The sequence below is a fragment of the Pseudomonas parafulva NBRC 16636 = DSM 17004 genome (assembly GCF_000730645.1).
Taxonomy (GTDB): domain Bacteria; phylum Pseudomonadota; class Gammaproteobacteria; order Pseudomonadales; family Pseudomonadaceae; genus Aquipseudomonas; species Aquipseudomonas parafulva.
The window spans coordinates 120,448-145,635 of the sequence record NZ_BBIU01000007.1 but is presented as its reverse complement, the minus strand read 5'-3'; the positions used below and the strand labels follow the sequence as shown (position 1 = coordinate 145,635).

The 25,188-nt window shown below is 63.8% G+C and carries 21 protein-coding genes, 1 pseudogene and 1 riboswitch; of the genes and pseudogenes, 6 read left to right on the top strand and 16 right to left on the bottom strand.

Translation table 11 applies throughout. The features are described 5' to 3' along the window. The first annotated feature begins 119 nt into the window (after positions 1-119). The gene (locus PPA02S_RS06400) at positions 120-2,189 is read left to right on the top strand and encodes a hybrid sensor histidine kinase/response regulator (protein ID WP_042141394.1); all 2,070 of its coding nucleotides are present in this window, start codon (positions 120-122) and stop codon (positions 2,187-2,189) included. A gap of 6 nt (positions 2,190-2,195) precedes the next feature. Here PPA02S_RS06400 and PPA02S_RS06395 read toward each other — a convergent pair whose 3' ends face one another. The 8 genes from PPA02S_RS06395 to PPA02S_RS06360 all read right to left on the bottom strand — a co-directional run bounded on the left by PPA02S_RS06395 (position 2,196) and on the right by PPA02S_RS06360 (position 13,584). Next, complete coding sequence (locus PPA02S_RS06395; protein ID WP_028633914.1) at positions 2,196-3,812, bottom strand: response regulator; 1,617 nt, start codon at positions 3,810-3,812, stop codon at positions 2,196-2,198. Between the two features lie 78 nt (positions 3,813-3,890). Beyond that, positions 3,891-4,946, bottom strand: coding sequence for a tetratricopeptide repeat protein (locus PPA02S_RS06390; RefSeq protein ID WP_028633915.1), 1,056 nt, complete (start codon positions 4,944-4,946; stop codon positions 3,891-3,893). A gap of 281 nt (positions 4,947-5,227) precedes the next feature. Next, positions 5,228-6,643 (bottom strand): efflux transporter outer membrane subunit, encoded by a 1,416-nt coding sequence (locus PPA02S_RS06385; protein ID WP_028633916.1) that lies wholly within the window; start codon positions 6,641-6,643, stop codon positions 5,228-5,230. Next, a complete protein-coding gene (locus PPA02S_RS06380; RefSeq protein WP_028633917.1) occupies positions 6,640-9,819 on the bottom strand; it encodes an efflux RND transporter permease subunit in 3,180 nt (1,059 codons plus the stop codon). Before PPA02S_RS06380 ends, PPA02S_RS06385 begins: the two co-directional genes overlap by 4 nt. A 12-nt stretch (positions 9,820-9,831) precedes the next feature. Further along, positions 9,832-11,073, bottom strand: coding sequence for a multidrug efflux RND transporter periplasmic adaptor subunit MexE (gene mexE / locus PPA02S_RS06375; protein WP_028633918.1), 1,242 nt, complete (start codon positions 11,071-11,073; stop codon positions 9,832-9,834). A gap of 133 nt (positions 11,074-11,206) precedes the next feature. Next, complete coding sequence (locus tag PPA02S_RS06370) at positions 11,207-11,500, bottom strand: hypothetical protein (RefSeq protein WP_028633919.1); 294 nt, start codon at positions 11,498-11,500, stop codon at positions 11,207-11,209. A gap of 85 nt (positions 11,501-11,585) precedes the next feature. Then, positions 11,586-12,938: a GntP family permease gene (locus tag PPA02S_RS06365; RefSeq protein WP_028633920.1), complete on the bottom strand. Its 1,353-nt coding sequence runs from the start codon at positions 12,936-12,938 to the stop codon at positions 11,586-11,588. 106 nt (positions 12,939-13,044) lie between these two features. After that, positions 13,045-13,584, bottom strand: a complete 540-nt coding sequence (locus PPA02S_RS06360; RefSeq protein ID WP_028633921.1) for a gluconokinase — start codon at positions 13,582-13,584, stop codon at positions 13,045-13,047. A gap of 206 nt (positions 13,585-13,790) precedes the next feature. Here PPA02S_RS06360 and gntR point away from each other — a divergent pair, with 206 nt between their 5' ends. From gntR to PPA02S_RS23590, 3 genes and pseudogenes are all read left to right on the top strand, one after another. Next, positions 13,791-14,810 (top strand): HTH-type transcriptional regulator GntR, encoded by a 1,020-nt coding sequence (gene gntR / locus PPA02S_RS06355; RefSeq protein WP_028633922.1) that lies wholly within the window; start codon positions 13,791-13,793, stop codon positions 14,808-14,810. A 5-nt stretch (positions 14,811-14,815) separates the two neighbouring features. After that, positions 14,816-15,676, top strand: a pseudogene (locus tag PPA02S_RS23595) (PAS domain-containing protein); the annotation flags it as partial. Positions 15,677-15,751: 75 nt separating this feature from the next. After that, complete coding sequence (locus PPA02S_RS23590; RefSeq protein WP_439646125.1) at positions 15,752-16,210, top strand: methyl-accepting chemotaxis protein; 459 nt, start codon at positions 15,752-15,754, stop codon at positions 16,208-16,210. Here PPA02S_RS23590 and PPA02S_RS06345 read toward each other — a convergent pair. From PPA02S_RS06345 to PPA02S_RS06310, 8 genes are all read right to left on the bottom strand, one after another. Beyond that, a complete protein-coding gene (locus PPA02S_RS06345) occupies positions 16,185-19,463 on the bottom strand; it encodes a transporter substrate-binding domain-containing protein (RefSeq protein ID WP_028633924.1) in 3,279 nt (1,092 codons plus the stop codon). The genes PPA02S_RS23590 and PPA02S_RS06345 overlap by 26 nt on opposite strands. A gap of 13 nt (positions 19,464-19,476) precedes the next feature. Continuing rightward, positions 19,477-20,091 (bottom strand): response regulator transcription factor, encoded by a 615-nt coding sequence (locus tag PPA02S_RS06340; RefSeq protein ID WP_028633925.1) that lies wholly within the window; start codon positions 20,089-20,091, stop codon positions 19,477-19,479. 217 nt (positions 20,092-20,308) lie between these two features. Next, complete coding sequence (locus tag PPA02S_RS06335) at positions 20,309-20,551, bottom strand: DUF1272 domain-containing protein (protein ID WP_028633926.1); 243 nt, start codon at positions 20,549-20,551, stop codon at positions 20,309-20,311. A 66-nt stretch (positions 20,552-20,617) separates the two neighbouring features. Then, the gene (gene cobM, locus PPA02S_RS06330) at positions 20,618-21,370 is read right to left on the bottom strand and encodes a precorrin-4 C(11)-methyltransferase (protein WP_028633927.1); all 753 of its coding nucleotides are present in this window, start codon (positions 21,368-21,370) and stop codon (positions 20,618-20,620) included. Between the two features lie 31 nt (positions 21,371-21,401). Beyond that, positions 21,402-21,788 carry a cobalamin biosynthesis protein gene (locus PPA02S_RS06325; RefSeq protein ID WP_028633928.1) on the bottom strand — a complete coding sequence of 129 codons (387 nt, stop codon included), beginning with the start codon at positions 21,786-21,788 and terminating at the stop codon, positions 21,402-21,404. Beyond that, complete coding sequence (locus tag PPA02S_RS06320; protein ID WP_028633929.1) at positions 21,788-22,474, bottom strand: CbtA family protein; 687 nt, start codon at positions 22,472-22,474, stop codon at positions 21,788-21,790. The genes PPA02S_RS06325 and PPA02S_RS06320 overlap by 1 nt, the downstream gene beginning before the upstream one ends. 10 nt (positions 22,475-22,484) lie before the next feature. After that, on the bottom strand, positions 22,485-22,673 hold the full coding sequence (locus PPA02S_RS06315; RefSeq protein WP_028633930.1) for a CbtB domain-containing protein: 189 nt from the start codon (positions 22,671-22,673) through the stop codon (positions 22,485-22,487). An 89-nt stretch (positions 22,674-22,762) separates the two neighbouring features. Then, positions 22,763-22,986: riboswitch (cobalamin riboswitch) on the bottom strand. A 33-nt stretch (positions 22,987-23,019) separates the two neighbouring features. Beyond that, positions 23,020-23,511, bottom strand: a complete 492-nt coding sequence (locus PPA02S_RS06310) for a GNAT family N-acetyltransferase (protein WP_028633931.1) — start codon at positions 23,509-23,511, stop codon at positions 23,020-23,022. Positions 23,512-23,643: 132 nt separating this feature from the next. On the opposite strand from PPA02S_RS06310, the gene PPA02S_RS06305 reads away from it, so the two are divergent. Continuing rightward, entirely contained in the window at positions 23,644-24,264 is a 621-nt protein-coding gene (locus PPA02S_RS06305; protein ID WP_028633932.1) for a LysE family translocator, read from the top strand. Positions 24,265-24,285: 21 nt separating this feature from the next. Further along, positions 24,286-25,167 (top strand): alpha/beta fold hydrolase, encoded by an 882-nt coding sequence (locus tag PPA02S_RS06300; RefSeq protein ID WP_028633933.1) that lies wholly within the window; start codon positions 24,286-24,288, stop codon positions 25,165-25,167. Positions 25,168-25,188 lie beyond the last annotated feature (21 nt).

Here is a 25,188-nt window from a genome sequence, read left to right as displayed (position 1 = left end):
GCCGGGTCACAGCCTTTGAAGGAGGGTGGGGCCACGCTGTGCTAACGTCAGTACTGCAGGCAAACGAGCCCTTGCGCGCACTTGGCGTCGTGGACGCCTTCGGCCCACCCAGTGGAGTGATGACAGTGGTTGCAAAAGACAAGCCGCGGGCGGCTGCGGCGCACCCGGTACAGCAGGCTCAGCGCGCTGCCCTGGCCGCTCTGGCACAGGTGTCGATTACTCAGTTCGATTGGTCGCGCACTTCTCTGGGGCCACTCCCACGCTGGTCGGCGTCGCTGCGCATTGCCGTGGACATGGCGCATTTGTCCCCGTTTCCCTGTGCAGTGGTGTGGGGGCCAGACATGACGGTTGTCCCCAACGATGGCTACCGCGCCCTGAGGCCAACCGTTGACGCCCAGGGCAAGGCGTTCGACGCAGTGTGGGCTGATGTGTGGGACGCCGTAGGCCCTTGGGTATTCGACGTACTAAACGGGCGCAGCAGCTTTGTCGAAGACCCGCCCGTGCGCATCAACTGTGGGGAATGTGCCGAACAAACCTGGTGCGCGTTCGGGTACACACCCTTGCATGATGAGCGCGGGGAGATTGCTGGCTTTTTGCATACGGTGGTCGAAACCACGGCCAGCATCGAAGCGCGCGATCACTGGCGCAGGCTTGCAGAGGGTTTTGAGCGCGACGTTCAGCGCCACGCGGCCGAGCGCGAACAGATATGGCAACTTTCGCACGATGCCATGATGACCCTGACCCCTGATCTCAAATTGCATGGCGCCAACCCGACCTGGTTCCGGATCCTTGGCTGGGCCCAGGAACACGTCCAAGGCATGCCGATCCTGGAGCTGGTTCACCCAGCCGACCGCGCCGAGGTGCAGCTGGCAGTAGACGGCCTGCTTCAGCACAGGCATGCGGACCAGGTGGAGACCCGCTTGCGTCACTGCGATGGCCACTATCACTGGTTTACCTGGCGCGCGCGTTTCGAGGCAGGCTTGATGACCGTGGTGGGGCAGGACGTTACCGAGCACCACGAACTCGCGATGCGCCAGTCCGAGGCATTGTTACGTAATAACGAACGCATGGAGGTGGTCGGCCAGTTGGCGGGTGGCATGGGTAATGAAATGAACAACCTGCTGGCAGGTATCGGCGGCAGCCTCGAACTGTTGCAGAGCCGGCTGGACGAGAGACGCCTTGAGCGGGTCGACGACTACGTCAGGGTGGCGCGTGATTCGGTGCAGCGAGCAATGGAGTTGACCCACCGCCTGCTGGCCTTCTCCCGCGAGCGGCCGCTGGCCCCCAAACCCATTTATTTCAACCGTCAATTGCGCCAGAGTGAACCGCTGCTGGCGAGCACCCTGGGCGCGGAGATAGGCCTGAAATGGCAGTTGGATGTCGCACCGTGGGCGGTGAATGTTGACGTTCCCCAATTCGAAAACGCCTTGATCAACCTCTGTGCCAATGCCCGTGAAGCCTGCCTCGGCCGTGGCAGCGTTACGGTGCGTACCGTCAATGAGCGGCTGACGGCGTGGTTCCCCGACGAAACCGGGGTGCCACCCGGTGATTACGTGGCGTTGCACATCGAGGACACCGGGCACGGCATGCCGGCGCGAGATGTGGCCAGGGCTTTCGAGCCGTTTTTCACCACCAAGCCCATGGGACGTGGGTCTGGGCTCGGTTTGTCCATGGTGTACGGTTTTGTCCGCCAATCCGGAGGGTATGCCTGGATCGAGTCATCGGTGAACGAGGGCACCAAGGTTTGCATGCTGTTCCCGCGGAGTCTGCATGCCATTGCTCAGGAGCAACCGCATCTGGGTCGGTCGGTGAGCAGAGCCCGCGGCGAGCGGGTACTGCTTGTCGATGACGAACTAAACCTGCGTGCAGTGATGCGCGAGTACCTGATCGATCGTGGTTTCGACGTCACGGACGTGCCCGACGCCAATACGGCACTGGAACGGTTTCATCAGGGCGACGTGTTTGACCTGATAATCACCGATATCGGTTTGCCTGGCGGCTTCAGTGGCAGGCAGGTGGCCAAGGCGATACGGATGGAGCTGCCACAGCAGAAAATCCTGTTTATCACCGGCTACGCCCAACAGCAGGTCGAGCCGGAGTTTCTCGAGCAGCCAGGCACGGCACTGATGAACAAACCGTTCATGCTGGCTGAGCTCGCCGATAAGGCCCTTGGCATGCTTGATACCTGAGAGCGCTCAGGGCCTTCCGAGAATCTGTATCACGTAGGCTTGCAGCTGTTGCAACTCGAAGGGCTTGCCAATCAGGTGCATGCCTGGGCCCAGAAACCCTTCACGAGCCATTGCCGTTTCTGCATAGCCTGTGATGAACAGCACGGGCAGTTGCGGGTCCGTACTACGCGCGATCTCCGCCAACTGCCGGCCGTTCATGCCGGGTAAACCTACATCGGTGATCAACAGGTCCACGGGTTCCCCCGAGCGCAAGCGGCTCAGCCCTTCAGCGGCGTTGCCTGCGGTGCAGCAAGAGAACCCTTCGTCCTCGAGCGCCTGGCATAACAGCTGGCGAACATCAGGGTCATCTTCGACCACCAGTACATGGTGACCGCCGCTGGGTTGCAGAGCCTGCGCCGATTCTGCATGGCCAGGATCACGCTCCAGATAGCGGGGCAGGTAGAGGCCTACCTCGGTACCGTGCCCAACCCGGCTGCGCAGCGTTGCGTGGCCATGGGACTGCTTGCTGAAGCCGTACACCATTGACAGACCCAGCCCTATGCCCTGGCCGATGGCCTTGGTACTGAAAAACGGCTCGAAGGCATGTTCCAACGTGCTTTGGGCCATCCCCTGGCCATCGTCGATGATGCGAATGTGAACATAGTCGCCCGCGCTGAGGGTGCCGGCAGCAAACTGACCTGCCTGGACATGCTGGTTGCTCGCCTCGATGCGCAGCCGGCCCCCACTGGGCATGGCCTCACAGGCGTTGAGCAGCAGATTGTCGAGGGCTTCCTGCAACTGCTGGCCATCCACTTCGACCGGCCAGAGGTCGGACGGTACATCAGTCAGCAACGTGACGGCCGGCGGTATGCTCACCTGCTTGGGCGGGTGGTGGAGCATGGCTTGCAAGTCGACACGTTGAGTGTGCAGGGACTGCCGCGAAGAAAATGCCAGCAGGCGGTGGGTAAGGCGGGCCGCGCGTGTTACCGCGTCGCGGCCCATCTGCAGAACACTGCCAAGGCCTTCACGGCGATCTTGCTTCAAACGGCGGTCAATCAGCTCGAAACTGCCGCCTATGCTGGTGAGCAGGTTGTTGAAATCATGGGCGACGCCGCCTGCCAGTTGGCCGATGGCTTCCATCTTGCGCGCTTGATGGCGCGCGAAGTCGCTGCCAGATGTGCCCTCGGGTGCAAGTGCATCCTGGGTGTCGAGCCGCAGCTGCAAGGCGCGTAATTGGTCCCGCGCGCTGTACTGCTTTTTGCGGTGACGCAACGCAGACTGCGTGACGTGCAGCAGTTGGGCTTCTGCGAAGGGCGTAATCAGAGGGATCAGGTTGCCAGTGGGGTGGTTGGGTTGCCCGCCCAACGACGCCTGGTTCTCTAGCACCAGGACGATTGGCAGGTCTGACCAGCACGGTTGTTCATCAATGAATGCTTGCAGCGGCAGGCAGGGCCCCTGCACAAACGCCTGCTCGGCAATGATTGCCAAGCCAGCCCCTTCAGCCAGGCAGGCGTGCAGGTTCGCCAGGTCCATTGCGCACAGGCTGTCGATGCCGGCCGAGGCGAGCAAGCGTGAAGTTTCCGCAGCCACAGGCTGGGGTGCCAGTATCAAGGCACGATGGTCTAGCGCCGGTGTACTGGCCAAGATGGCTCTCCTGAAATGGTAGCCCGATATGCTCTCGACCTTGTGCCAGAAGGAGGGTTCAACAAAACAGTCGGATTGCTATAGCCCCTGTTGCAAGAACGGGTCGTCAGGGTTCTGCCGCTCCAGCTCGGCCAGTAACACCTGCACATTTTGCAATTGCCCTGACTCTTTCCAGTACTTGATCAGCAGCACGCGGGCGCGGCGGTTGGCCGGCTCACGGGTGAGTACGGCCTCCAGTTGCTTTTGAGCCGCATCATGTTGCTCCAGGTCGTGCAAGGTCACGGCGAGTGTGTAGCGGTAGTCGGCATCGTCCGCATCCAGCTCCACGGCGCGGGACAGGGCCAGCAGGGCGTATTCGCGTTGGTCGTGACGGATCAGCCAGAGGCCAAGCTCGTGCTGCAGGAAGGCTGAGTCAGGCCTCAGGGCCAATGCCTTACCCAGCACCTGGCGTGAGGCGTCGTGCTGCCCTTGGCGCTCCAGCAGGCGGACCTGGGTAGCCAGGGCGTCGAGGTCATTGGGGGCGGCGGCCAGCGCGCGGTCGATGGCTTTGCCCGCCTGGGCGTAGTCGGCCTCGTGCAGGTAAAGCCGTGCGAGGTGTACCTGGGCATCGACATCTTCCGGTTGTTGCTCCAGTACCTGCTGGTATTCCGCCACGGCCTTTTGCAACGGGCCGAAATACAGGCCGATGGCATCAGGATCGAGGCCTACCAACGCATCCACTGCAGCGAAGCGGACGCTTTGATCGGCGTCCTCCAGCAGCGGCCCAAGCACCAGGCTACGCTGGGCGGCGGGCAACAGCCGGCGGATACCCGCGATGGCTGCCCGCCGTACCATCGGCTCTTCATGCTCCAGGTCTGTGCGAGCGAGTTTCAGCGCCTGCGGCGACGGATAATTGGGCAGCTCGGTATAGAGTGCGGCACGGCGGATGGGCTGCAGGTCATCCCGTTGCAGTTGCTGATACAGCACACGTGCCGCCCCCGGTTGCCCGTCATGAGCCTGGCGCAGGGCTTTCACATAGCTGTGAGCCGGCAGCGAGGGTTGCGCAGGCTTCACGTCGCGCCACAGGTAGCCAAACGAAGCCGCCACCACGATCAGCAGCAGCAGGGCGATCAGGTAGCGGTTGCGTCTGGGCATCGGACGGTCCGTAGCGGCGGAAGGGCAGAGCTTGGGCCAGCAGATTGGGAAATGCAACCGCGTCCCGAGAACAGGAGCCATTCGGCGTTGGGTGCGCACGCAACACTGTAGGAGCGAGCGCAGCTCGCGATGCGCCGCGCGAGCGGCGCTCAATCAAATCGCCGCAGACCCCGTTGCAACGAACACTCACGGCACACCCAGCAAAAAAAGCCCCGCAGGCACGAGCCGGCGGGGCAAACGCTGGCTGGACGAGCCAACCAAAGGAGCCTGGAACAGGGACCTCAGTGTGTGCTGGCGAGTGTTTCAGGTTGCCAGCCACCACCCAGGGCCTTGTAGATGGCGACAATGCCGCGGTACAGGTCCACTTCACCCAGCGCCTGGGCATCTTCGGCGCTCAGCCGTTCGCGCTCGGCATCGAGCAAGACCAGGTAGTCCACCGTGCCTTCGCGGTAACGGATAGAGGCCAGTTCCGCAGCCTTGCGGCTGGCGTCGCTCTGACGCATCAGCGACAGCAGCCGCTGCTGGGTCTTGTCGTAATCGCTGAAGGCATTGGCCGACTCTTCAAGGGCCAGCAACACCTGTTGCTCATAGTTGGCCAAGGCACCCTCGGCGTCGGCCTTGGCACCCCGCAGCCGCGCACGCACGCTGCCCAGGTCGAACGCGGCCCAGGTGATGCTGGGCCCAAGCGCCCAGGCGTTGGCCGCCGACGAGCCGATCTGCGAGCCCCGGGCCGCAGTGAACCCCAGGAACCCGCTGAGGCTGACCCGCGGGAACAGGTCGGCGGTGGCAACGCCCACGTTGGCCGTGGCAGCGGCCAACTGGCGCTCGGCACTGCGGACATCCGGGCGCCGGCGCAGCAACTCGCCGGGGTCGCCCACCGGCAGGGCCTTGGCGATGGCAGGCAGCGCCTTGGGCGCCAAATCAACGCTGAGCGCCTCGGGGCGCTGGCCGAGCAGCGTGGCAATACGGTGCCGTGCCCGGTCCTGTTGCGCCTGCAGTTGCGGTACGCTGGCTTCCACACCGGCCAGGCGGGCATCGGCACGCACCACATCCAGCTCGTTGCCCACCCCCGCATCGCGCAGGGTTTCGGTGATGGTGCGTGATTGCTGCTGCGTCTTGAGGTTGGCCAAGGCGATCTTTTCGCGCAGTTGTGCCCCGCGCAACTGGCCGTAGGCATCCACCAGCTCGGCAATCAGGCTGACCTGCAACTGTTGCAGGTCTGCGGCTGCCGCCGCCTCCTGCGCCTGGCTGGCTTCTATCTGACGCTGGATGCGGCCGAACAGGTCAAGTTCCCACGCCATGTCCAGGCCCAGGTCATAGCGCTCGGTGTTGACCCGGCGCTCCGTCTGGCCTGGCACCTGGCCTTTGCCAATCTCACTGCTGGCGCGGCTGGTGACCACGGGGAAGGGGTCGTTCTCGGCGTCCTCACGGATCGAACGCGCAGCCTTCAGCCGAGCAAAGGCTACCCGCAAGTCACGGTTGCCCTGCAACGAAGCCTGAACCAGCTGGTTCAGCACCGGGTCGTCGAACTGCTTCCACCACAGGGTTTCGAAGCGGCTGCGGTCATAGCCCTGGGCCTGGCTGCCCCCCGCCAATTGCGCAGGGGCTGTGGCCGGGGCGTTGTAGTCCGGCCCCACGGCGCAGGCTGCCAGGGCCAATGCCAGCAGGCTTGGGGTCAAGGGTTTGAGCAGGTTCATGCGTGGCTCTCCAGCGAAGGCGCGTGCTGGGCCTTGCGGGCCTGGCGACGTTCGACGAAACGGCGGATCAGGAAGAAGAACACCGGGGTAAGGAACAGGCCGAACACCGTCACGCCGATCATCCCCGAGAACACTGCCACACCCATGGCATGGCGCATTTCCGAGCCGGCCCCGGAGCTGAACACCAGCGGCACCACACCCATGATGAAGGCGATCGATGTCATCAGGATCGGGCGCAGACGCAGGCGGCATGCTTCGAGCACGGCTGCCAGCGGGTCGAGGCCCTTGGCCTGTTCGTCCTTGGCGAACTCAACGATCAGGATGGCGTTCTTGCAGGCAAGGCCCACCAGTACGATCAGGCCGATCTGGGTGAAGATGTTGTTGTCACCGCCCGACACGATCACCCCGGTGATGGCCGACAGCAGCGTCATGGGCACGATCAGGATCACCGCCAATGGCAGGCTCCAGCTCTCGTACTGGGCGGCAAGCACCAGGAAGGCCAGCAGTACGCACAGCGGGAACACAAACAACGCCGTATTGCCCGACAGGATTTGTTGGTAGGTAAGGTCGGTCCATTCGTAGGTCATGCCGTTGGGCAGTTCCTGCTTGAGCAGTTTTTCGATGGCCGCCTCGGCTTGGCCAGAGCTGTAGCCGGGGGCTGCGGCGCCATTGATCTCGGCGGTGATGAAACCGTTGTAATGCATTACCCGGTCAGGCCCGGATGTGTCGCTGACCTTGAGGAACGTGGCCAGCGGGATCATTTCGCCCAGGTTGTTGCGTACCTTCAGCTGGCCGATCTGCTCGGCATCCAGGCGGAACTGCTGTTCAGCCTGGACGTTCACCTGGTACGTGCGCCCGAAGCGGTTGAAGTCGTTGGTGTACAGCGAGCCCAGGTACACCTGCAGGGTGTCGAAGATATCGGTGATCGCCACGCCATGGGTCTTGGCCTTTTCCCGGTCGATGGCCGCGTCCACCTGGGGTACGTTCACCTGGTAGCTGGTGAACAAGCCCGCCAGCTCTGGCACGTCGTGGCTCTTGGCGATGATGTTCTGGGTTTCTTTATACAGTGCTTCATAACCCAGGTTGCCGCGGTCTTCGATCTGCAGGCGGAAACCGCCGATGGTGCCCAGGCCTTGTACCGGTGGTGGCGGGAAGATGGCAATGTAGGCGTCCTGGATGTCGGCGAACTGGGCGTTAAGCGCGGCAGCAATGGCTGCAGCCGACTGGCTCGGGTCCTTGCGCTGGTCAAACGGCTTGAGCGGCGTGAACACGATGCCGCTGTTCGGGCTGTTGGTGAAACCGTTGATCGACAGGCCAGGGAAGGCCACCGAGTCGGCCACGCCGGGTTGCTTGAGGGCGATTTCGCTCATGCGCTTGATGACCGCTTCAGTGCGGTCCAAGCTGGCGGCGTCTGGCAGTTGGGCGAAGGCCACCAGGTATTGCTTGTCCTGGGCGGGCACGAAACCCGTCGGGGTCGACGAGAAGCCCAGGTAGGTCAGGCCCATCAGCCCTGCATACACGAACAGTGCAATGCCACTGGAGCGGATGACCCGGCGCACGCCGCCCACATAGCGGTGGCTGGCACGGTCGAAGAAGCGGTTGAACGGCGCGAACAGCCAGCTACCCAGCAACCTGTCGAGCAGGCGCGAGAAGCGGTCCCTGGGTGCATGATGTTCATTGAGCAGCACCGCAGCCAGGGCCGGAGACAGGGTCAGGGAGTTGAACGCCGAGATCACGGTGGAAATGGCGATGGTCAGCGCGAACTGTTTGTAGAACTGGCCGGTGAGGCCGGAAATGAACGCGGCAGGCACGAACACTGCGCACAGCACCAGCGCGGTGGCGATGATCGGGCCGGTGACCTCGCTCATGGCTTTCTGGGTGGCCTCCAGCGGTTTCAGACCCAGGCCGATGTTGCGCTCGACGTTCTCCACCACGACGATGGCGTCGTCCACCACGATACCGATCGCCAGTACCAGGCCGAACAGGGACAACGCGTTGAGCGAAAACCCGAACAGGTGCATGACGGCAAACGTACCAATCAGCGAAACCGGTACTGCCAGCAGCGGGATGATCGACGCGCGCCAGGTCTGCAGGAACAGGATCACCACCAGTACCACCAGCACCAGCGCTTCGAACAGGGTGTGCACCACCGCCTCGATGGAGCCGCGGACGAAGACGGTTGGGTCGTAGACGATGCTGTAGTCCATGCCCTCGGGGAAGTCTTTTTTCAGTTCGGCCATCTTTGCCCGCACCTCGTCCGAGATGTCGATGGCGTTGGAGCCTGGGCGCTGGAAGATCGGGATGGCGACCGCCGGCTGGTTGTTCAGCAGCGAGCGAAGGGCGTACTGGCTGGAACCGAGCTCCACCCGGGCGATGTCCTTCAGGCGCGTGATCTCACCGTCCGCGCCAGCGCGGATGATGATGTTCTCGAACTCTTCTTCGTTGACCAGCCGGCCCTGGGTATTGATCGACAGCTGGAAGCTGGTGGAGCCCGGTGCGGGCGGTGCGCCCAGCTGGCCTGCCGCCACCTGACGGTTCTGCTCACGGATCGCGGCCACCACGTCGCTGGCGGTCAGGTTGCGCGAGGCGGTCTTGTTCGGGTCCAGCCAGACGCGCAGCGAGTAGTCACCCATGCCGAACAGCTGCACGTCGCCCACACCGCCCAGGCGCGCCAGTTCGTCCTTGATGTTGAGGATGGCATAGTTGGACAGGTACAGCATGTCGTAGCGGTTGTCCGGTGAGGTCAGGTGCACCACCATCGTCAGGTCCGGGGACGCCTTGTCGACGGTAATACCGATGCGGGTCACTTCTTCTGGCAGCTTGGGCTGGGTGCGGGTCACGCGGTTCTGCACCTGCACCTGAGCGTTGTCCAGGTCGGTGCCCAGGGCGAAGGTGATGGTCAGCGTCAGCTTGCCATCGGCGGTGGACTGGGAAGACATGTAGAGCATGTTCTCCACCCCGGTGATGGCCTGCTCCAGCGGCGCCGCGACGGTTTCGCCGATGACCTTGGGGTTGGCGCCGGGGAAGTTGGCGCGCACCACCACCGTAGGCGGCACCACTTCGGGGTACTCGCTGATCGGCAGCTGGAACAGTGAAATCGAGCCGGCAATCAGCAGTACCAGCGACAGCACCGCGGCGAAGATAGGCCGGGTGATGAAGAATTTTGAGAAGTTCATCGGTGTGTTCCCTTAACCGCGCGGCGCTTGGGCACTGGCAGCTTTAGCGTTATTGCCTGCCACCTTGGGCGTGGGGTTGCTGGCTTCCAGGGCCTGGCGCTGCTGGGCGAGTGCAGCCAGCGTCTGCTCGCTGGCCATCGGCGCCTCCTCTGGCGTTACCTGGGAGCCCGGGCGTACGCGTTGCAGGCCCTTGACCACGATGCGGTCGTCCTTGCCCAGGCCACTGCGCACGATGCGCAGGCCTTCGAGCTTGGGCCCCAGTTCGACGGCGCGGTACGCTGCCTTGTTGTCCTTGTCCATGACCAGCACGAACTTCTTGCCAAGGTCGGTACCCACGGCTTCATCGTTGATCAGCACAGCATCGTACTGGGCACTGCCCACCAGCTTGAGCCGGGCGTACAGCCCCGGGGTGAAGCCGCCGGCCTTGTTGTCGAACACCGCGCGGCCACGAATGGTGCCGGTGCGCGGGTTGACCTGGTTGTCGACGAAGTTCATCTGGCCCAGGTGTGGGTTGCCGTTTTCGTTGGTCAGCCCCAGGTACACCGGCGTGGTCTGGCCGCGCTGGCCGTCGCGGGCCAGCTGGGTGTATTTGAGGTAGACGCGCTCGTCGGCATCAAAGTAGGCGTACACCTTGTCGGTCGAAACCACACTGGTGAGCGGTGTGACATCGGCGGTAACGATGTTGCCGGCGGTGAATTCAGCGCGGCTGACCCGGCCACTGATGGGCGCGGTCACGCGGGTGAAGCTGAGGTTGAGGCGGGCCAGGTCAAGCTGCGCCTGGATGGCGTCGACCCCGGCGCGTGCCTCGGCGGCCGCGCTGCTGCGCGACTCAGCCAATTCTGCAGAGATGGCATTGCTGTCACGCAGCCGTTCGCCGCGGCGGGCTTCGTTGGCACTGCGAATGGCAGTGGCCTTGGCCTGTTGAACCTGGGCCTCCAGGCGCCGTACTTCGGCCTGGAACGGCCGCGGGTCGATCTGGAACAGCAGGTCGCCCTTGCGTACCTGGGCGCCTTCGGTGAACGCCACCTGGTCGATCTGCCCCGAAACCCGTGGGCGAATTTCGACGGTTTCCGGCGCTTCCAGGCGCCCGGTGAACTCATCCCACTCGTTGATCGGCTGTTCGATCACCTTGGCGACGGTGACCTTCGGCGCAACCGGAGCCTGCGCGGTGTCGGGGGTACGGCCGCATGCGCTGACCACCACGACTGCCAGGGCAGTGAGGGGCAAGCGCAGGGATTTGAGTGATGGTTCCATGGAGAACTCCGCCAACCTATTAGTAATGGGCGGAGTGTGAGTGTGTTACGCGTAGGGCACGAATCGAACGGGCTGAACTTTATTATCACGGCGAATGATAAGTCCGGCTCATTCACCGTGATGCAACCCGTTGTCAGGGTTTCGCAGCACCCTGGCCACTCTTACCAGCACCTTCAGAACCGGTGGCGTCCATGCCCGGCAAGTCGCGGTTGTCGTTCTGTATGGCAGGCGGGCTGTCCGGGTCATGCCCTTGCAGGCGAGGGTCGGTGTCGGTAGGCACGGGCTTTTCAATCGGGTTCAAGGTGCTGTCCACACCGGGTTTGGGCGCTTGGCTGTGCGGGTCGTCCGGGTACGTGGGGCCGGTGCCAGCGGCGAACGTCAACGGCGAGGCCAGCAATGCGACCAGCAGGAAGCTCGAACGGGTCATGGCAGTCTCCTTGGCTTAGGGCAGGGCGGTTACGCAAGCTTTGGCCCTGCCCACGGCGTCAAGGTGCCATTACCCCGATCAACGGTCACACCACCAGCGACAGCAGCATGATGAAGATGATGCCGACGACCGAAAGAATGGTCTCCATCATGCTCCAAGTCTTGAAGGTCTCTGCGACGGTCATGTTGAAGTACTGCTTCACCAGCCAGAAGCCGGCATCGTTCACATGTGACAGGATCAGCGAGCCCGCGCCCGTGGCCAACACCAGCAGCTCACGGTTCACCCCGGGTACCAGGTCGATCACCGGCGCGACGATGCCGGCCCCGGTGATGGTTGCCACCGTGGCGGAGCCGGTGGCGATACGGATCACCGCCGCTACCAGCCAGGCCAGTAGAATCGGGGAAATCTCGGCCTGCACAGCCATCTGCCCTATCACGTTGCCCACGCCGGTATCCACCAGCATCTGCTTGAAGCCCCCCCCGGCACCCACGATCAGCACAATGGCTGCGGTGGGCGCCAGGCTGTGGTCGAGCATCTTCATGATCTGCTGGCGGTTGAAACCGCGGGCCGAGCCGAAGGTGTAGAAAGCCAGCAGCAGTGCGGCCAGCAGCGCGGTGATGGGGTGGCCGATCAGGTCCATCCACTGGCGCACGATATGCTCGGCGGGCAGTACCACGTCGGCGAAGGTCTTGAGCAGCATCAGTACCACCGGCAGCAACACGGTGATCAGGGTCACGCTGAAGCTGGGCAGGTTGCCTTGGTCGGATTCCTTGGCAATCTGGTCCATCAGCTCCTGGGATGGCTGGCCCGGGATGTAGCGGGAGATGAAGTTGCCGAACAGCGGCCCGGCGATGATGGCGGTCGGCAGCGCTACGATCAGGCCGTAGAAGATGGTCTTGCCGATGTCCGCATGGAAGATGCCGATGGCCAGCAGCGGGCCCGGGTGCGGCGGGACCAGGCCGTGCACCACGGACAGGCCGGCCAGCAACGGGATGCCGATCTTGATCAGCGAGACCCCGGAGCGACGTGCCACGATGAAAACCAGCGGTATCAGCAGCACGAAGCCGATTTCGAAAAACAGCGGGATGCCCACCAGGAAGGCGGCGAACATCATGGCCCAGTGCACGTTCTTCTTGCCGAAGGCGCGGATGAGGGTCTGGGCGATCTGGTCAGCCCCCCCGGAGTCGGCCATCAGCTTGCCGAGCATGGTGCCCAGCGCCAGCACGATGCCGACGAAACCCAATACGCCGCCAAAGCCGTCCTGGAACGACTTCATGACCTTCGCCACCGGCATGCCGGAGGTCAGGCCCAGAAAGCCTGCGGCCAAGGTAAGGGCAACGAAGGGGTGAACCTTGAAGTGGGTGATGAGCAGGATCAGCCCGACGATGGTGACCAGCGCGTCGAGCAGCAGGAAGGTATCAGTAGCCAGTCCGAACATGATGTGAAGGCCTCGGTCTTATCGTTGTTTTGGCAATGCTGTTGTTGAATCGACCCTTCGGCGAGGGCGGGGTAGCGCTGTCTCTGGTGATCAGGCAAACGCCGCGTCAGGCGCTTTGCGCCAGTACCTGATCACCGCAGCGCTTTAGCCAGGAGTCTACGGCTTCGGCCAGGGCGGCGATGGGTTGGGTGGCTTCCAGTGCCAGCGTGCGTGGCTCACCGTGGGGCGGCTCAAGCGCCGCGAACTGGCTGTCGATCAGGCTGGCGGGCATGAAGTGCCCGGGGCGCGCCAGTACCCGTTGTTCCGCTTGGGCGGGGGACAGCTCCAGAAACACGAACACCAGGCCCGGCATGGCTGCGCGCAAGGTGTCGCGGTAGCGCTGTTTGAGCGCAGAGCAGGTCAGGATAGGCCGCTCGCCTGCCTGGGCGCTGGCTTGCAGTTCCTGGCCCAGGCGCACCAGCCAGCCGGCGCGGTCGTCGTCATCCAGCGCAATGCCGGCGCTCATCTTGCGAATATTGTCGGCGGGGTGGAAGGCGTCGCCCTCGATCAGGCGGCCGCCGCTTCTGGCAGCAATAGCAGCGCCGATGCTGCTTTTGCCGCAGCCGGCCACTCCCATTACCACAATGGCGGGCAGGGAAGAGTTCATCAGTACCTCCTGCGGGGTGAGATAGCGCTGTCTCGTCGAGGACGAAACGCAACCTCCCCGGTGTTATTGGTCTTGTGCAAACGCAGTATGGACGCCCATCTGCAAGCGCGTGCGGCGCGATGGCCAAAGACACGTTGCCTGCTTCTTGGGACAGCGCTACCTTAGAGGCCGTTCCCACTCCTTGCAAGTAGTAAAATTACAACATCATGTCCCGCATTGGCTCCCGCACTACCGGCCGTCCCACCCTGGCAGAAGTGGCCAGGCTCTCCGGGGTTTCCCCGATTACCGCATCTCGTGCCCTGCGTGGGGTCAGCACCGTGGCACCAGAGCTGGCGGCCAAGGTCGCCGCCGCCGCTGCCAGCCTGGGTTATGTGGCAAACCCGGCTGCCCGTGCTTTGGCGTCGGCACGCAGCCAGTCGGTGGTGGTGCTGATCCCGTCGCTGTCCAACCAACTGTTCATCGACACTTTGGAGGCCATCCACGAGGTCATGCGCCCGCGTGGCCTCGAGGTGCTGATCGGCAATTACCACTACGACCTGGCCGAAGAAGAAAACCTGATCCGCAACTACCTGGCCTACCAGCCGTGCGGCATGTTGCTTACAGGCTTCGAGCGCAGCGAGGCTGCCCGCCAGATGCTGGCGGCCAGTGGGGTACCTTGCGTGCACATGATGGAGCTCGACGGAACCTCAGAGGCATTCTCCGTCGGTTTCTCGCAGCAACAGGCTGGCCGGGCGGCAGCGCGCCACCTCATTGAGCGTGGCCGCACCCGGCTTGGCTTCATAGCAGCGCAGTTGGACCCAAGGGTGATGCAGCGCGCCGAGGGCTTTCGCCAGGCCCTGGCTGAAGCCGGCCTTCACGTAGCCGAACGGGAGGTGCTGACGCCTGAGCCGTCCTCCATCGCGCTGGGCGGCGAGCTGTTCAGCCAGTTGCTGGAGCAGGCGCCGGATGTCGACGGTATCTTCTTCTGCAACGACGACCTGGCGCAGGGCGCGGTGCTGCAGGCGCTGCGCCAGGGCGTGCAGGTGCCCCAGCGGGTGGCCATGGTCGGCTTCAATGACCTGCCGGCGTCGGCGCACATGGTGCCCAGGCTCACGTCCATCCGTACCCCTAGAGCTGCCGTTGGTCGGAGCGCTGCCCAGGTATTGCTGGCGCTGCTTGATGGCAAAGCGGTAGCGCCGGGCCAGCAGGACCTGGGGTTCGAGCTGATGGTGCGCGAGAGCACCTGACGCCCATGGCGGCGCATGGGCCTCACGCGGTGCAAACGGCGATCTATGCTCTGAACACCGAGCGGAAAGGAGGCCGGGGTATGTTCGATTTCCATCGCAAGTCCGACCTGGAAGAAATACAGCGCAGCCACCAGGCACTGGCCGATGCCAAGGCCAAACTCGCCGCTATCAGCCAGTGCATGGCAATGATCGAATTTACCCCTGACGGCATCATCATCGATGCCAACCCGCGCTTTTGCCACGCCATGGGCTATGACGCCGAGGAGCTGCGCGGTCGCCACCACCGGTTGTTCTGCGCGCCCGATTACGCCGACAGCGCGCAGTACCGGCAGTTGTGGCATGACCTGGGGCAGGGCACGCCTGTCAGCGGCACCTTCGAGCGTATCGACAAGCAGGGCCGTGAAGTGTGGCTTGAGGCCAGCTACATGCCCGTGCTCGATGCGCAGCAACAGGTCGTGAGCGTGATCAAGGTGGCCGCAGACATCAGCCAGCGCGCAGCACTGGAACATGAGCGCGAACGTTGGCTGAACGCCATAGGCCGGTCGATGGCCGTGATCGAGTTCACCCCGGCAGGCCGGGTGATGCAGGCCAACCAGAATTTTCTCGACACCATGGGTTACGCGCTGGACGAGGTGGTGGGCAGGCATCACGGTCTGTTCTGCCTGCCGGCTGAACGCGAATCCCCTGCTTACCGTGAGTTCTGGGCATCGTTGAACCGTGGCGAGTACCATTCCCACCGCTTCGAGCGGGTCAGCAAGTCGGGCCAGACGGTGTTCCTGGAGGCGTCCTACAACCCGATCTTCGACAGCAAGGGCCGCTTGTACAAGGTGGTGAAGTTTGCCAGCGACATCACCCACCAGGTCAGCACGCAGCAGCGGGCTGCCGATGCCGCTCATGCCAGTTCCGTACAGGCCGACGCCTGCGCGCGCAAAGGCACCGAGGTGGTACAGCAAGCGGTGCAGGTCATCGAGCACATCTCTCAGGAGCTGAACCAGGCGGCGCGCAGCCTGGATGCCGTGAGCAAGCAGTCGGATGAAATCGCCCAGATCGTGCTGACCATTCGTGGCATTGCCGACCAGACCAACCTGCTGGCCTTGAACGCCGCCATTGAAGCGGCGCGCGCTGGTGAGCATGGGCGCGGCTTCGCCGTGGTGGCCGACGAGGTACGTAACCTGGCGGCCAGGACCAGCCAGGCAACCCTGGAAATCGTCGAGGTGGTGCGGCAGAACCGTGAACTGTCAGGTATCGCGGTCTCCAGCATGCAGTCGAGCCTTGAACGCACCGGCCATGGTGTTGCCTTGGCCAACGAGGCGGGCACGGTGATCATGGAGATTCAGCAAGGCTCACGCCACGTGGTCGATGCCATCGACGAGATCACCTCGACATTGCAGTTGCACTGAGCGCGCTGCCCAGTTCGTCCAGCAGGGTTTGCAGGCTGGCTTGCAGCAGTTGTTGCTGCTCGCAGGTGGGCCGCCCGTTGGCCACAGCCTGTTCCACCGCTTCGCAGCGAGCGACCACGGTACGCACGCGGATCATCTTGGCGCCACCTTTTATCCGGTGAACCAGGGCCCGCACCGAATCGTCGTCAGCGTCGGGCGCCAGGTCGCGCAACGAGGCCAGGTCCTCGGCTACGCTCTGGGACAGTTGCTCGAGCAGATGGCGGGTCAGCTGGGCGTCATTGCGGGTCAGGTGGTGCAGTTCTGCGAGGTTGAAACTGTTGCCAGAGGTGGTCGCAGGGGGGGGCGTGACAACGGCGTCGGCCTGGGGGAGGTGGGCTTTCAAGGTACGCAGCCCGATGGGTTTGAACAGGCAGTCATCCATACCGCTGGCCAGGCAGCGCGCCCGTTCCTCGGCCTGTGCGTTGGCGGTCACGCCCACGATACGGCAGGGTGGCAGGCCGCGCTCATGCTCCATGGCGCGGATGCGCCGGGTGAGTTCATGGCCATCCATCACCGGCATGCTGCAATCGGTGATCACCAGGTCGAAGTGTGCTGCCTGCCAGCGCTCCAGCGCCGCTTCACCGTTTTGCGCCAGGGAGACGCGGTGGCCCAGCGTGCGCAGTTGCCTTTCGAGCAACAGCAGGTTGGCGGGGTAGTCGTCGGCTACCAGTATGTCCAGGGGAGCGCCGCTGCTTTCGAGCGCCGAGTGCGTCGGCTCAGATGCTGTCGGCGCAGCGCACGCGGGCAAGGCCAGGCTGACTTGCACCTTGGTACCAACGCCCTCGACGCTGTGCAGGGCCAGCGTGCCACCCATCAGTTCTGCCAGTGCCCGGCTGATCACCAGCCCCAGGCCTGCACCCTGCCGGGCACGCGGCCCGTCGGCCTGGACGAAAGCGTTGAACAGGCGGGCCTGGTCGGCAGGGCTGATGCCGATCCCTGAATCGCGTACGCACAATTCGACCTGCACCTGGCCTTCTGGGGCTGAGCCCGCCAGCACCAGGCTGGCCTGAACCTCGCCGCGCTCGGTGAACTTGATGGCATTGCTGAGCAGGTTCGACAGCACCTGCTTGAGGCGCAGCGGGTCTGCCGAGACCCACACCGGCAGGGCCGGCAGGGCGCCGTGCAAGTGCAGCCCCTCGGCCCTGGCGTTGCCTTCGAACACCCTCAGCGTGGCCTGTACCAGCTCGACCAGGTCGGTCGGCACCGGCTGCAGGCTGATATGCCCCGACTCGATGCGCGAGATGTCCAGAATATCGCCGATCAGCGCCAGCAGGCCCAGGGCCGAGTCGTGGGCAGTTTGCAGGGTCTGGGTATCGCAACGCCCGTCTCGGCTGTCTTCCAAGGCCAGCTCCAGCAAGCCGATGACAGCATTCATTGGCGTGCGGATTTCGTGGCTCATGGTCGCCAGGAACGTGCTTTTGGTCTGGCTGGCCTGTTCGGCTTCTTCCTTGGCGTGCCGCAGCTGCTCCAGTAGCCCGCGGCTCAGGGCCAACTGGGCCTGCAAGGCGTGCTGTGCCTCGGTGCGCTGGTTGATCAGCTTGCGCAGGTAGCTGTTCCAGAACACCACCCCGGCCAGCAGCAGGGCGGCCAGTACCAGCACTTGAAGCGCCAGGTCCCGGTAGTTGCGCCATGGGCTGTCACTGACCAGCGTGCTGGTACGCCAACGGTTGATCAGCCGCTCAAGTTCCTCGGGCGGGATACTCAGCAATGCCTTGTCGAGAATGGCCTGCAACCGCGGCTGATCCGGCGCGACCGCGAACGCGGCAATGGCCGGGTCTTCGTCCAGGACGCTGGCAATCTTCAGGCGGTTCTTGAACACGTGGCTGATGTAGTAGGCCGCATTGATGTGGCTACTGAGTGCCACGTCCGCAGCACCTTTGATCAGTGCTTCCATGAGGTCGAGCGGGCTGTCCAGCTCGATCAGCGTGGCGTGGGGGTAGCGGCGTTGCAGCATGTCCCGCTGGGGTGAGCCCCGCACCAGGGCGATGCGCTGTTGGCCAAGGTCCTTGACCCGCGACAAGGAGGCGTCATCAGCGCGGGTGATCAACACCCGCGGGCTGACCAGGTAGGGCCGGGTGTAACGCAATTGCCGGGATCGCTGCGCGCCATAGCCCAAGGCCCCGATCATCTGCGCCTCACCGCGTGCCAGCCGTTCGACCATATCCTGCGCCGATGCGCCCTCGACGGGGTTGAACTGCAAGCCGGTGCGCAGGCCGATCTGCTTGAGCAGCTCCAGGGTGATGCCGGTGGGGCGTTGTTCGGCGTCGTTGAACGTGAGGGGGGCCAGCGCCGGGTTGATCAACACATCCACAACGGGGTGGGCGATGATCCAGGCTTCCTCTTCGGCAGACAGGGCGCTGAGGTGGCGCTGCAGTAGCAGGCTGGTGTTACCGCTGCTCCAGCGCCGCAGGATGTTCAGGCGCTCGCTCTCGCCAATGCGCGCCAGGGCTCTGTCTACCAACTGCCGCAGGTGGGGTGTGTCGCGGGCGATGGCAAAGGAAAACGCCTCGGGAATCACCTGGGAAAAGTGGTCAATTTTCAAAGTGCCTTGAAAGGTCTTGCCGATGAGAAAGTCAGTGCTGATGGCGTCGCCCAGGTAAGCATCCGCATCACCGAGCTCCACGGCAGCCAGCCCGGCCTGGGTAGAGCGATACAGGCTCAGTTGGGCAGTGGGGTACAGTGCTCGCACGCGGTTGGCGGGCAGGTAATGGTCCACCATGGCCAAGCGCAGGCCAGCCAGGTCGGGCGTCTCCTTGAGGTTGCGGCCTTCGCGGGTGACCACCACGGGCAAGTCGTCGGCGTAAGGTGCGCTCAGGCTGAGCTGCGCATCGGCGGCCTCAAAGCCGTTCGAGCTGCCCAGCAGGTCGATTCGCCCGTCGTGCAGCGCAGCGATGGCTTCGTGGCGGCTGTCGAAGCGCAGCACCTCGATAGGCGTCCCCAACTGCTCGGCGATGATGCCGGCGTAGTCTGCGCTGATGCCCTCATAGTCGTGGGGGCTGACGTTGATCTCGAACGGCGGGTAGTCGGGCCTTGAGCTACCCAGCACGATACGCTGGCGCTGCTGCAGCCACTGGCGTTCTTCGTGGGTAAGCGTCATGGGTGGCGTGACGCTCACCGAGCGGGCCAGCAGCTGGCGGGTTTCGCTGGCGGCCAGCAGCCAGCCGGGGCCGGCCAGGGCGAGCAGCAGCAGAGCGCCAGCCAGCAGTCGTTTCATGGCCGCCCGCCGCTCAGTAGACGCTGTTGCGTTTGGCCAAGTCGACCATTTCAACCAGCGACTCGGTCTTGAGTTTTTCCATGATGCGGCCCCGGTAGGTGCTGATGGTTTTGGCGCTGAGGTTCATGCAACTGCCGATGTTCTTGTTGCTCTCGCCACGGGCCAGGCGCCGCAGCACTTCCATTTCGCGGTTCGACAGGCTGGCCAGGCGTACCGGCTCGCTTTCCAGCGAGTTGCTGTTGACCGACATCTGCGGGAATGTTGAATAGCCCTTCACCAGCGCCTTGAGGGCGAACAGCAGGGCGTCGTGGTCTTCTTCCTTAGTCACGAAGGCACCAATGCCAGCATCCAGGCAGCGCCGTACATACAGATCGGTGGCCTGGCCTGTCAGGACCATGATCTTGGGCACCGGCTCGATGGCCTGCAGGCGCTTGATCACCTCCATGCCATCCAGGCCGGGCAGGCCGATGTCGAGGATGACCACGTCAGGCTTCAGTTCACGGGCTACCTGCGCCACTTCGCTGCCATTACCGACTTCGCCGATGACGTGGAAGCGTTCACGCTCAAGGAGCATGCGCAGGGATAGCCTGACGATGGGGTGATCGTCGACGATCAGCACGGTAGTCATTAGGAAAACTCCTGTGAGGGTGTGGTGCATTTCCTGGAGCACCCAGGAATACTTCTGCAAGTGAGTCAATCAGAAGCGCAGCAAGATACGACCATTACGGAAGTTTGGTAATGCCGAGTATAGAAGTGTTGATAAACCTTGGCCGTGCTGTCGAAAAATCCTACAAAACTAGGCGGCGGCGCGCGCCCAGGCAGGCGCTGGCGCCTACCTGCCGGTCTCAGGCGCAGGTCGCATGATGTTTATTGACGCGCAGGGTGGAGGCCGGGTTGTTTGCCAATGCCTGGCCTACCCTTGCAGGGCGGCTGAGCAATTGCCCGCCGCAGTTGGGGCAGCGGTGTTGCAGGCGGCCTTCGGCGCAGCCGCGGCAGAACGTGCACTCGAACGAGCAGATAAACGCGTCAGTGCTGTCACCGGGCAGGTCGACGTCGCAGCATTCACAGTTGGGGCGCAAGTCCAGCATGGGGGAGGGTCCGGTAACAGTAAGGGGTTGGTCAGTCTGCTACCGGATTGCAGTGCCTTGCAACACTCAACCCGCTGGGCGATACAGGTGTGCGTGCCCGGCGCGATACAGGGCGGATTCAGCGAACGGCGTTTCTCCCAGCACGTGGCCCACCAGAATCAGCGCAGTACGGCGGAAGCCCTTGGCCGACACACCTGCGACGATGTCCGCCAGCGTGCCACGTACCCAGTCCTGGTCGGGCCAGGTGGCACGGTGCACAACCGCGACGGGGCACTCTGGCCCATAGTGCGGCACCAGCAGCTCGACGATACGCGCCAGGTGCTTGACCCCAAGGTGAATGGCCAGCGTGGTGCCGTGGCGTGCCAGGTCTTCCAACCGTTCCCCGGCCGGCATCGGGGAGTTTTCGCCAAAGCGGGTCAGGATGACGCTCTGGGCGACCTCTGGCAGGGTCAGTTCACACCCCAGCAGCGCGGCGCTGGCCGCGGTGGCGGTTACGCCGGGGATGATCTGATAGTCGATGCCCAGCGCCTGCAGATGACGGATCTGCTCGCCGATGGCGCCATACAGGCTTGGATCACCGCTGTGCACCCGGGCCACGTCCTGGCCCAGGGCATGGGCTGCCTGCATGGCCCCGATGATCTGCTCCAGGTTCAGCGCAGCGCTGTTGATCACGGTTTCGGCCTGGTGGCCTTCCAGCACGGCGGCAGGCACCAGGGAACCGGCGTAGATGATCACGGGGCATTGGCGGATCAGCCGCTGGCCCTTGACTGTGATCAGTTCCGGGTCGCCGGGGCCGGCGCCGATGAAGTAAACCGTCATGAAAGTCCTTGGATGTAAAGAGATGAACAGACTAGCCTGCGATGGCCAGTGTTGCCGGGCCCATGACCCGGCGCGGCAGCAGTAGCTCGGCGTGCCCTGCCGCCTGGCAGGCCAGCGCCAAGGCCGTGCTTTCCGCGACGCCCCAGCAACCGCTGTGGGTATACGCAGCGGCAGAGCGATGGCTGAGCAGCGGCTCGTAGGCCTGCAGCTGCACCGCAGGGTACAGCGCCAGTGGCAGGCCGAGGCGCTCGGCTAGCTGAAGCAGGCCGGGTTCGCCAGCCTTGAGTGCGATGCTGGCGATGCCGCGCAGGTCACTCAAGGCGAGGCCCCGTTCGGCCAGGCCGGCGAGCAGAAGCGCCTGCAAAACGCCCACCGGGCACCCCCGCCGGCAGCCAAGCCCCGCGTACACTGCCGGCATCAGGCCTGGCTGTGGCGGCGGTACAGCCACGCGGTGAGCAGGCCCAACGCCAGCCAGAACGCAGCGTTGGTCAGCCACGAGGCCAGTTTGAACTGAGCTTCCAGCGCCTCGGGCGCCAGGCTCTCGTGCACTTCGGGTTGCGGTGCGCCAATCAGGTGGGGCACTGCCAGTAGCACCACACCAAGCACCTTCAGCAGCCAGTGGTGGGCGAACACTACCAATGCCAGGCCCAGGGCTGTTGCGCTGGCGGCGCCAACCCACCAGGCTTGGCGCTGGCCCAGGTCCGCTGCAGCGGTGCCCGGCAGTTCTGGCGGCAGGCCTAGCGTGGGTGCCAGGCAAAACACCGCGAAGCCGGCCAGGCCCCAAAGCGCACCGGTGCCAACACGCTTGGGCTCCCGCAGGCTGTAGAGGGCAGCGAGGATAAGGGCGAAGCCCACTGCGACCACCAGGTTGCCACCGGTGGTGGACAATACTCGCTGCCAGCCATCTTCCGGCGACCAGGCCTCAGCACTGTGTTCGTGCGCCGCTGCGCCCTCGCCATGGGCGTGCTGTTCGGCGGGGGCGGCGGTTTCGTAGGTTTCGGCCTGCAAGATGAGGGGGCTGACCCAGAAGCTTTGCAGCAGGGTGAGCAACAGGGCCGCAAGCAACCCGCTGAAACCCGCGGTACGGGCGATACGCGTGATCATTGGCGGTTACTCAGTGGCAGGGGAAGGCGGCGCTGTGGCGCGTGTCGTGGGCAGCGTTGTGTACGGCTTCGATATGCGAAAAGCCGGCAAAGTAGACCAGGCACAGCCCCAGCAGGCTGGCGCCTACCGCAACAGCAATGCGCTGGCTGAGTGTGACGGGGGTGGTGATACTTGGGGTGTTGGCGCTGGTGACGGGCATGACGCGTTCCTCTGCTTTTTGTGGGCAACGGGCAAGCGCGGCAGCCCCGGGCGGCGCCCAGGGGGATGCGACAGCGCCCGCCCACCGCGGGGTGTTCATAGGCGCAAGGCCGGTCTCCGGGCTGGCGAGGAGGAGGTTGGCTCCTTGAAAACGTCACCTTCCCATGCCAAGGGTGATGGCACAGTGGTACAGACGCTTCGCTCGCTTACCGTTGCGGGGGCAGCACCGGCTTGGTCAAGGCCCTGTTGCAGGCCTGTGACGCACCGGTTTCCCGTTTCACCCCCATAGGGGCACCTTGACGCAGGGCACTAGAAAAGCACGAGGTGGGCCAGCCGTCAATTGCCTGTCAAACCGGCAAGCCGTCACGGGCAAACGCTTGCAGTTGCTCCCCCTCCAGGCGGTAGCGCACCCACTCATCCTGCGGCTGCGCGCCCAGCGACTCATAAAACTTGATGGCTGGCTCGTTCCAGTCCAGCACGCTCCATTCCAGGCGGCCCCAGCCATGGGCCACGGCCTCCCGGGCGATGTACCTGAGCATCTGCTTGCCGGCACCGTCCCCGCGCTGATCCGGGGTGATGTAAAGGTCTTCGAGGTAAATGCCGCTGCGCCCCAGCCAGGTGGAATAGCTTTGGAAATACACGGCAAAGCCAATGGCCCGGCCGTCACGTTCGCCGATCAGGCACTGCACGGTGCTGTGCTCATCGAACAGGCTGCGTTCAATGTCCTGCAGGGTGGCCAGCACTTCGTGCCGGGCACGCTCGTACGCCGCCAGTTCAGTGATGAAGGTCAAAATCTGCTGCGCATCGGTGCGCACCGCCGGGCGAATAACCACGCTCATGGTGAATACCCCTGTTTCGAGATTGGCAATACAGTGAGGTGTATCTCATTAATTAAAGGTAACTGTACCGGTCGCTCGGGTGGCGGACTCCGGTAGTGTGACGGCATACCGCACCTACTGGAATGCCTGGCCATGTTTGCCTCTGTCGACCTGCTCGCTGCTTTTATCCTGTTCGCCTTCGTTTCGTCCATCACCCCGGGGCCCAACAACACCATGTTGCTGGCCTCCGGGGTGAACTTCGGCGTGCGCCGCACGATCCCGCATGCCATGGGCGTAAGCATCGGTTTCATGGCGATGGTGCTGGCGGTGGGGCTTGGCCTGGGCGAAGTGTTCAAGGCGTGGCCGTCCCTGTATACCGTGCTGCGCTACGCGGGGGCGGCCTACCTGCTTTACCTGGCCTGGAAGATTGCCAACGCCGGGCCTGTGGGCGCAGCGGCCAACAATGGGAGGAAGCCAATAGGCTTCTGGCCGGCGGCTGCTTTCCAGTGGGTCAACCCCAAAGCCTGGGTGATGGCGGTGGGGGCGATCACCACGTACACACCCGCTCAAGGCTACGTCACCAACGTGGTAGTGATCGCGGCGCTGTTTGCGTTGGTGAACTTGCCCAGCGTCGGCATCTGGGTGATGTTTGGCAGCGCGTTGCGCAGCGTGTTGCAGAACCCGCGCTGGCTGATGCTGTTCAATGTCCTGATGGCCCTGCTGCTGGTGATTTCGCTGTACCCGCTGCTGTTTGTAGAATCGGCGTTTCACTAGCACTACAGGTAGCGCGCCGCGATGCAGCTGATTCCATGGTCCCATCAATGCGACGAGGGCTTCACCCTGCGTGGCTGGCGCACAGAAGCCAGTGGGCGACCGCTGTTGCATTTTTTGCACGGCAATGGCTTTTGCAGCCTGGCTTATCAACCCATGCTGGCGCGCCTGGCCGGCCATTTCGATTTGTGGCTCAGTGACGCGCAAGGGCACGGCGACAGCGACCACGGTGGCGTGTTTCGCGGTTGGAACCGCACCGCTGCGCTGGCCGTCGAGGCCTTCGAAGGCGGGCGGAGCGAGTATGGCGAGGTACCCCGCGTGGCCCTCGGGCACAGTTTTGGCGGCGTGCTCACTAGCCTGATGCTGGCGGCTGAACCCCAGCTGTTCCAACGCGCTGTATTACTGGACCCAGTACTGTTCAACAAGCGCATGTTGGCTGTGCTGGGTGCAGCAAGGGTGGTCGGCCTGCACCGTCACCACCCGATGGCACGCCAGGCTGCGCGGCGGCGCAGCTTCTGGCCTGACCGGCCTTCGGCGCATGCTTCGCTGCAGGGCCGGGGTATTTTCAAGGGTTGGCACGATGCAGCGCTGCAAGCCTACATCGACCATGCCTTGGGCGAATGCGAGAAGGGCGTGGTGCTCAAGTGCAGGCCCAGCCGCGAGGTGGAGATCTTCAGCTCATTTCCTCGGCGCTTGTGGCCAACCTTGTTACGCATCGCCGTCCCCACGCGCATTCTGTACGGGGAACATACCTACCCCTTCGTGCCGGTCTCGGCAAACCGGCTGGCGAGCCTCAACAGCCACGTGAGTGCCCGGCAAGTGGCGGGCGGGCATTGCTTCATGCAGGAAAACCCAGGCAATGCTGCCGATCTGGCAACTGGTTTTTTGCTCGGCACTGTCCCATAGGTGGGACGATGCATGCCATTG